The following is a 7600-nucleotide window of genomic DNA, read 5'->3' as shown; positions in this document are numbered from 1 at the left end:
TTTCCTATGATTCTACAGCAAGGATAACGTATTTTTTGCTTTATGGGTAGTGCTATCCCTTATATGACTTCTTGTGATTTCGGTGAAAGTCGTGATGGTACTTCATAACCTTAGCTTGATAGCGATGTGGCGGTACCCCAATCAGAGGAAAACAGAATAGATCGTAGTTAGTGATTACCTCTATTTGTCTTGCGTTTTTAACTATGGGCTGGATAGTTACGAAGAAGAAAAGATTAGGCGACTATACCTAATCCTTTTCCTTTTTATCATTACATTTGCTTTGTATATCGAGTTATTTTCATAGAATCTTGGTTAAATAATTGCAAATTCTTTTTATCATAGTTTTGTACTTTGTACTTAAGGTCTTTATGAATAACTTCTGCTTCCTGACCATTTACAAATTGTTTGTCGATATGTAATCGTAACTCTTTGGATGGACCATCATAAGTCCATGTACCTTCAATGTGGTTACCTTTCTTTGGATAATCTCCATATAGGTAAACTTCAAACTGTTTTGGATTACCACCTTTTAAGATAAGAGAAGGTTGGAAACCGTTTTTCGTTTCAAAACCCCAGTTAGCAATTAACTCTGTTCCATCTACTACGTTCTTTTCTACTGCTTCAAGGTTAGTACCTTCTTTATTATCCAACTCGTTTAATTGAGCTTCTGTTATTGCTCTGTTAGGAGAGCCTTCTGTGAAACCAAGTTCTTTTATGAATTTAAACCAGTACTCGTCACCTTTCTTGATTTCATTATCAGACTCTTCTAGTAATTCTTTATCAGTTCTACCCCCTTTAGGCATTTCTTTTCTAGAAAATACTTCTTTCGATAGTTTCATTGCCTTTGAGAAGTGTTCCATTGAACTCTCTACATCTTTATGGACGTCTGCATACTCTTTAGGAGGGTCAACTTCATTAAACATATCAATTGTTCTTTCGAGTCGTTTAATTCTATCTATAATCGCTTCCCTTGTAGTAGTGTTATCCGAGATATGACTCAGTTCATTGTTGTATGCTTTAAAGTCATCTTCTAAATACTTACAATAAGTATTGATATCTCGTTTATAAAACTCAGCAGGTACTTTATGAGTTTTAGCTACTTTCTTCGATTCTTGTTTCTCTTCTTGCTTGGCTTCGGCTTTTTCTTTTATCTTGTCTTCCCCACCACACCCTGTTAAGAGTATGATAGGGAGTGCTATGGATAATACCTTGTTCAGTTTCATAACATATACCCCTTTAATATTTTAATAAGCTTTTATAAAGTAACCTCTACCTTATAAATCGATTTTTCTGCAATGGCATGCAAATGTCTCGTTTCCCACAACATAATAAATGATTAGATTAACTCAACAAATTTTGTTTGTTACAAATTCAAGTTATCTTGTTATAAAAACGTAGAAAATGCTTCAACTGCTGCTTAGGAATCTAATCCAATAATTATGCGAACATCACCCATTTCCAGAAAAAACCACAATTACCATTATAACATTTCCAATAAAAGACTAATGAGTTTTTATATAATTGGAGTCTTAATTTGAATAAATTTTGTAACTACTCAGTTACTCTGTAAAAAAAGAAAGAAAAGCATTTTTTTAAAATGGGCGAGAGGGACTGGCAATGCATAGAAGCGGTCAGTTCCTTTTTCTGCCACGCGCAAAGTTTTAAAACACAGAAATGCAGCGAGGTGTAGGGCCATTTTTATCTTTATGGCAGCAATTATCCCCTTTACTAACCTTCTAAAAGCAATGTATAGCTGAGTAGTTACTGTAAAAAAATATAATTTTCCAAATAAGTAATTTAAATTATTAAAAGTAGTTAATATAAAAAAATTATGATAATTGCGCACTAACATTAATAATAATTACAACACCTAAAACTAGAATAATCCAAGTCCAATACTTATTTGGAATGAAAAATAATGAAGATTTATCTTTTATTTGAACTCTTTCTCCGGTTTTTTCATCGACGAGTGTTCGTACACTATCAGATATAAACTTTTTAGTGAAAAAATAATTAATCATCGCTATAGAGATAGTCGAAAATATTCCTTGCAAAATAAATCCAGGTTTATCTTCCGTGTTCACTTGCAAAAAACTAAAAAGGAATGCATTTATCATAAACCCTAAAATAAATGCTAAGGCTACTAACATTCCTTTACCCCTCCAAATAATCATTACAATGACTCCTTTCAATTTCTAAATAATGGGTACATATTACATTATATTACTTTATGTTACTTTATGGAAAAGTTTCTTATCAACTATCACACTGGTATTACAGAAAAAGTTAAAGTTTATGACTTGAACAAAGGAAACTAGTGGATCTAATCCATTTGTTGGTTCATCTAAGCGTACGAAATTCGCGAAATGTTGGTGCTAAAATGGTGAATCCCTTATTTCGTTATTTTTCTTCTTTATTTTAATTTTTTAAGTTTAAAAAGGGGTAGGACGCACATTTTAACGTTTTTATACGCTAAGGGATTCCCAAAACTCCATAACACGGGTTGAATTAAGAATTTGATTTAAAGATGAGTTTTGAGACACTATTTAAGCTCTTTTCAGCACCTTTTACATTGAAGTGCATTTGTCTCAAATATCTACTGGTGATATCGCTTAGAGTAGTAAAATCAACGTTTTCTCATGTCGAATTTTGCCTAGCGTATATTTTCGTTAAAATGTTGGCGGTACCCCAGCAAAACCTCCTAAAAAGTTTTTAGAAACCATCGCAAAATTATTTTTTATCAAAATGGCTACTTATTATTAACAAATGGCAAGATACACCCTCTTGAAGTAAAGACCCCGTTAGCTTAATAAAATTCTACTACCTCTTTGCAGTGTTTTTTCTAATTCCTTTAATGTAAATAACTGTGTCTTCGGATACTCGGAAGAGGTTTCCTTAGTATAAGTTAAATGCACAATTGCATATTTTTCTAATTCAATAATCCAATAAATCACATCGTCATTATCTTCTCTCTTTGCTACTGCAACAGCCTTTTTTCCGTAGAGAATGTGATTTGTAGATAACTCCCTATTTAGTTCATTATTAAGAATTTCTGCCAAGTTATCCGGGATGACCCACCACGGTTCCTCCAAAAAGCCTTTTATTATATCCTTCATAGAAAGCTACCTCTTTCTTATTTTTTTCTTCAGCTTGTTTCACTAAACTGCCCCGTTAGTTTAATTATAGGGTAGCCCCATATTAAGTAAAAGTTAATTTCGTTAGAATCTTTCTCAGCAACACGCCTTGTGCCTGAAAAGGTTTTAAAAATGTGGTGTATTTTTTTCATCTATCAGACCGACATATTTAGAGGGGTCACCCCACCCCATATACCCCCATCTATATATAAAAATAATTAGCGCGTCGCATTGCACCGCATGACGTCCTCGCTGATCTCGTTCATTACTTATTCATTGATTGCTTGTTTCTTTTCTTTCTTTATTCGTTAGTTTGTTGTTCTTTCATTCGTTCTTTCCTTGCCGTTGTCCTTCCCTCGTGTCATACGCCCTCTCCTACTGTGTACCTATCGCCCAGCAGGGACTATATTGCCTCGCAACAGCACCACCCTTTTTGATAGGGATTTATGATGGAGGCATAGCCCTTGTTATTGCGTTGCAAAACAGCCTCGTGCAGAACTGATGAGTTGTGATTGGGTTATATAGGGTTTACCGAATAGTTACTTGTCGATACAATCAATATAGCTAGAAAAATTGGGGGAGTCATTATGATTGAAGAACAAAAAAGGATGATTAAGGGTTACGAGGGATTATATGAAATTACCGAATCAGGCAGAATTTATTCCCTTAGTAGAAAGCGTTTTAAAGTAAGGTGTAATGATGAATACGGATTCCATATAGTAAAGCTGTCAAAAAACGGTGAAACTACCAACCATAAAGTTTTTGACTTATGGAAAAAAGCATTTCCTAATTTATCCGAAAGTTCCTTTAAGGGTGCAAAAGAAAAGATTTACTGAGTAAAGGTAAATATCCATCTCATATTATATAGGTTGGATTTTTGACCTCTTTATTTATAGTGTTTTGAATGTATACTTTTGTTATTTATTTTGAAGATATCAGGGGATTTGAAAGTAAACTAATGGGTAAAAGTTTACATTCGATTTTGTAATCATTTATAGCTCATTTTGTAATAAATTTCTCAATATTGATATAGATTCTAAATATAGGTTTTATATCGAAAATTAACAAAAAATATAATATCATAAAAATTAAGATGGTTTGTGTCACTTGTTTTCCCTTATGCTTAAGATAAGATCATCCTCTCCGATCTTATCTTTTTTTTGTGGATTTGTAACAAAAAAAGGAATCCTTATATATAATAAGGATTCTGCAACAGGAAAGAACAACTTAGTAAAGGCGTACCACCCACATTTTAACGAAAATATACGCTAAGCAAAAAATACAATAAGCTGCCCATATGGACAGCTCATTTACATAATTATCGTTTTAAGAAGCTAATTTTTAATATTGTAGCAATCCCCTTCTCAAACAGAAAGGGGGGAACTTTTTAATAGTTTTTTAGTCTATTCAAAAAAATATGATTTAAATTATAGAAAGATGAGTTAAAATTTGGTATTTTTATATAGGTGTTTTTATAAATGTAAATTATTTTGAGGGTATTATATTTTATGTATTGTTCTAATTGTGGAGAAAATATTGATAAAGAGGCCTCAATTTGTCCTCATTGTGGTCTGAAACAAAAATTTACACTTAAAGATAGGGGCGGCTTTGGTTGGGGAGTTTTAGGTTGTTGTGTTCCTCTTGTAGGGTTAATTTTATTTTTGGTGTGGAGAGATGAAAAACCCAAATCAGCGAAGGCTGCTGGTATAGGCGCGTTAGTTGCTGTAGGAACTTTTGTTGCATTTTATGGTATCTTATTTTTAATAGGTATGGTCTCGGCTATTTAAATGTTATTTATTAATAAATGGTTGCCCATAGTATTTGGGTGTCATCAAAATAAAAATAGGTCTTTTCACTATCATAATCATTATTTCCCTTTATGTGCCAGATGTACGGGAGAGTTAATAGGCCTATTTTTAGGGATAGTTTTGTATTTTTATTTTCAATTTCCTTATTTTATTTATATATTAGGAATGATTCCTTTAATAATAGATGGAGGACTTCAACTTTTAACGTCTTATCAAAGTAATAATATTAAAAGAGTTATTACGGGGAGCGTTTTTGGAATATCTTTAATTACGTTATTTATAAAATCATGTATTTTTATTTACTTATTAGGAAAAAACAGTTCTTTTTAAGGGGTAAGGGAATTCTGTAACTCTTTACTACATTGGGATATAATTTTTGATACCTTGAATAGGGGTACCGTCACATGCCCATCAACTTAAGAATTTGCTTTACCCCCAAGTGTAAAAAAAACGCCATCCTTTCCTATAAGTCTACAGAAAGAAAGCGTATTTTTTCATTTTAAGAGGTATTTTATTTTGTTTGATTGATAGTGATGTGGCGAGACCCCTACTAAAAAAAAGGATCTGATATTCATATCAGATCCTTTTTCACTATGTATAATTATTTTACTGCTACTTTTAATTCTTTTCCGGCTTTAAAAGCAGGGACTTTAGATGTAGCGATTTGCATTGCTTCACCTGTTTGTGGATTACGTCCTGTACGTGCAGATCTTTCACGCACTTCAAATGTACCAAAACCAAGAATCTGTACTTTCTCTTCATTTGCAAGCGCATTTGTTATAGCATCTAATACAGCTTGTGTTGCTGCAGCTGCATCTTTTTGTGTAAGTTCTGCTTTTTCTGCTACCATTTTTGTTAATTCGGTTTTATTCATTTTTTGCACCTCTTTGCATGTAATAAGAAATTATTATAACGTACCTACGTTTCTCATGTAAATAAAGATATATAGAAAAAGCCCTAGCAAGAGCTAGGGGCAATTCTGTGTAATAGTAGTACCAGGGAAAAGGATTTCATCACATAATTGATATTTTAACATCTCGATTAAACAATATAAAGTGATGTTTTAATTATAATTTTGTTAATGTTTTCTCATTTTCGTTATGGGGGCATTTAAGAATCTTAGCTTGATAGCAATGTGGTGCTACCCCACATCCATCAACTTAAGAAAAATAAATGCCCCAGAACGAAAAAATTACTTCTCTAAGGCTAGTGATTTATAAGAATTTAGCTCATTATTTCGTTTTATGTAACTACGAATTTCTTACCTTGATGGCAATAGGAGATTTTAGTGAGAAAAAATATAAAAAGATTTCATCCGGTATGATGAAATCTTTTTATATTTTTCTTCTAATTTATTTATTAAAATTAGAATTTTTATTACTATAGAAACCTAATATAATAACAAATGGAGCTAATAGAATACTTAACCAGTGATTTAATTTATACGGTAAATTCATATCAAAAATAATGGTAGCAATCATAACAATTAGAGCTAATATAGCTAAAAGATAAGTAATTATTTTCATTAGTAATCATCCTTGTATATTAAAGTGATTATATAAAATCATTAGTATTTACATTAATATGTTTTTTTATTGAAATTGATTAGTCCCCCTGCGAACAATACAATAAAACTAATCAATACAATTAATATACTTTTTGTAGAAATAAATAATAGCCCTGTTTCACTACCTGAAGGTAACATAGCTAAAAGGGGTTGACTCCATGGATAAATTGGACCAAATCGTTCAGACTGACTAATTATCATACCAGGTATCGTTAGACCAACACATACTACCATTGGAGCAGCAAAGCTGGACCATATTGCGGAAAGCCACATTTGAAGTGCTATTAAAGGTAATGTTGTAAATATTCCACCTATTAAAGATTTGAATATATATGTTGTAGGAAAAGGGCCTGTTATCCCGCAAATAGAACCTACTATAATTATTTCTAAAAGGAATAAAAGTTGAGTAATAATTATAAAAAATAGCACAAAAATAGCTTTAGTACAGTAAAGTTGATAACGTTTTATAGGCTGAACTAGTAATTGCTTCCACCCACCATGTAAATGATCGTGACGGCAGATAAAAGCAGTAAAAATTCCAGTTAATAATGGGAGAAAGATCATAGCGTGTATTATTGAAGCAAATGAATAAATAATTTCCCAATTATTTAAAGATGCTAATGTATCACTCACTTTTAGGTAAGTTAACATCCCTGTTAAAAGGGGAGTAATAAATAATAGTAGCCAGATGTTTGTCTTTTTAATCTTATGGAATTCAGCCAAAAATAATCTTAAATTTAGCATTATTTATCCACATCCCTTCTTACAAAATCAAATGTTGCTATCAAAATTAGTAAAACCCCAATTGTAGCCCCTAACAGTGTAGTTGTATTTGATTTACTTGCAAGTAAGGGCAATTTCCATATAATCCAGTCTGGCAAGGATTCTGAGAATAGTGCTAATACTGTACCTAAAACCCCCACTATTAATGTGATTCCTTGATTTTTATAAACAATGGATAACCATAATTGTAATGCTAAAACTGGTAAGGCAGAAAAGTAAGGGAAAAAACTAATTTTTATTACTTTTGACCATGGAATAGAATATCCAAAATCTAATCCTATACCTAAAAAAATACTCCCTATAAAGAG

The 7600-nt window shown here is 31.9% G+C and carries 8 protein-coding genes and 1 pseudogene; 3 read left to right on the top strand and 6 right to left on the bottom strand.

The genetic code is table 11. The features are described 5' to 3' along the window. Positions 1-269 precede the first annotated feature (269 nt). The 3 genes from BWGOE10_RS27595 to BWGOE10_RS27580 form a co-directional block, all read right to left on the bottom strand. Positions 270-1223: a DUF3994 domain-containing protein gene (locus BWGOE10_RS27595; RefSeq protein WP_070146055.1), complete on the bottom strand. Its 954-nt coding sequence runs from the start codon at positions 1221-1223 to the stop codon at positions 270-272. A gap of 606 nt (positions 1224-1829) precedes the next feature. Next, a complete protein-coding gene (locus BWGOE10_RS27585; RefSeq protein WP_070146057.1) occupies positions 1830-2174 on the bottom strand; it encodes a hypothetical protein in 345 nt (114 codons plus the stop codon). A gap of 627 nt (positions 2175-2801) precedes the next feature. Beyond that, positions 2802-3116, bottom strand: a complete 315-nt coding sequence (locus tag BWGOE10_RS27580) for a hypothetical protein (protein WP_100246355.1) — start codon at positions 3114-3116, stop codon at positions 2802-2804. A 605-nt stretch (positions 3117-3721) separates the two neighbouring features. On the opposite strand from BWGOE10_RS27580, the gene BWGOE10_RS27575 reads away from it, so the two are divergent. From BWGOE10_RS27575 to BWGOE10_RS34110, 3 genes are all read left to right on the top strand, one after another. Then, complete coding sequence (locus BWGOE10_RS27575) at positions 3722-3970, top strand: NUMOD4 domain-containing protein (RefSeq protein WP_070146058.1); 249 nt, start codon at positions 3722-3724, stop codon at positions 3968-3970. A gap of 672 nt (positions 3971-4642) precedes the next feature. After that, a complete protein-coding gene (locus tag BWGOE10_RS27570) occupies positions 4643-4921 on the top strand; it encodes a zinc ribbon domain-containing protein (RefSeq protein WP_070146059.1) in 279 nt (92 codons plus the stop codon). Next, positions 4922-5272 carry a DUF2085 domain-containing protein gene (locus BWGOE10_RS34110; protein WP_081338247.1) on the top strand — a complete coding sequence of 117 codons (351 nt, stop codon included), beginning with the start codon at positions 4922-4924 and terminating at the stop codon, positions 5270-5272. Positions 5273-5543: 271 nt separating this feature from the next. On the opposite strand, the gene BWGOE10_RS27565 is transcribed toward BWGOE10_RS34110, so the two are convergent. From BWGOE10_RS27565 to BWGOE10_RS27555, 3 genes and pseudogenes are all read right to left on the bottom strand, one after another. Then, complete coding sequence (locus BWGOE10_RS27565; RefSeq protein ID WP_070146060.1) at positions 5544-5816, bottom strand: HU family DNA-binding protein; 273 nt, start codon at positions 5814-5816, stop codon at positions 5544-5546. Between the two features lie 705 nt (positions 5817-6521). Then, a complete protein-coding gene (locus BWGOE10_RS27560; protein ID WP_070146061.1) occupies positions 6522-7253 on the bottom strand; it encodes an ABC transporter permease in 732 nt (243 codons plus the stop codon). Continuing rightward, positions 7253-7600 (bottom strand): annotated as a pseudogene (locus BWGOE10_RS27555) (ABC transporter permease); the annotation flags it as partial. The pseudogene BWGOE10_RS27555 and the gene BWGOE10_RS27560, both read right to left, overlap by 1 nt.

Source organism: Bacillus mycoides, from assembly GCF_001757995.1.
GTDB classification, from domain to species: Bacteria; Bacillota; Bacilli; order Bacillales; family Bacillaceae_G; genus Bacillus_A; species Bacillus_A mycoides_B.
Note: the sequence above shows the minus strand (reverse complement) of the source record. Positions and strands in the feature narration are given on the sequence as shown.

What these genes read in the sequence shown, in the direction of transcription:
- BWGOE10_RS27570 (WP_070146059.1), top strand. Translation starts at nt 4,643, where the DNA reads ATGTATTGTTCTAATTGTGGAGAAAATATTGATAAAGAGGCCTCAATT.
- BWGOE10_RS27595 (WP_070146055.1), bottom strand. Translation starts at nt 1,223, where the DNA reads ATGAAACTGAACAAGGTATTATCCATAGCACTCCCTATCATACTCTTA.
- BWGOE10_RS34110 (WP_081338247.1), top strand. Translation starts at nt 4,922, where the DNA reads ATGTTATTTATTAATAAATGGTTGCCCATAGTATTTGGGTGTCATCAA.
- BWGOE10_RS27575 (WP_070146058.1), top strand. Translation starts at nt 3,722, where the DNA reads ATGATTGAAGAACAAAAAAGGATGATTAAGGGTTACGAGGGATTATAT.
- BWGOE10_RS27565 (WP_070146060.1), bottom strand. Translation starts at nt 5,816, where the DNA reads ATGAATAAAACCGAATTAACAAAAATGGTAGCAGAAAAAGCAGAACTT.
- BWGOE10_RS27560 (WP_070146061.1), bottom strand. Translation starts at nt 7,253, where the DNA reads ATGCTAAATTTAAGATTATTTTTGGCTGAATTCCATAAGATTAAAAAG.
- BWGOE10_RS27585 (WP_070146057.1), bottom strand. Translation starts at nt 2,174, where the DNA reads ATGATTATTTGGAGGGGTAAAGGAATGTTAGTAGCCTTAGCATTTATT.
- BWGOE10_RS27580 (WP_100246355.1), bottom strand. Translation starts at nt 3,116, where the DNA reads ATGAAGGATATAATAAAAGGCTTTTTGGAGGAACCGTGGTGGGTCATC.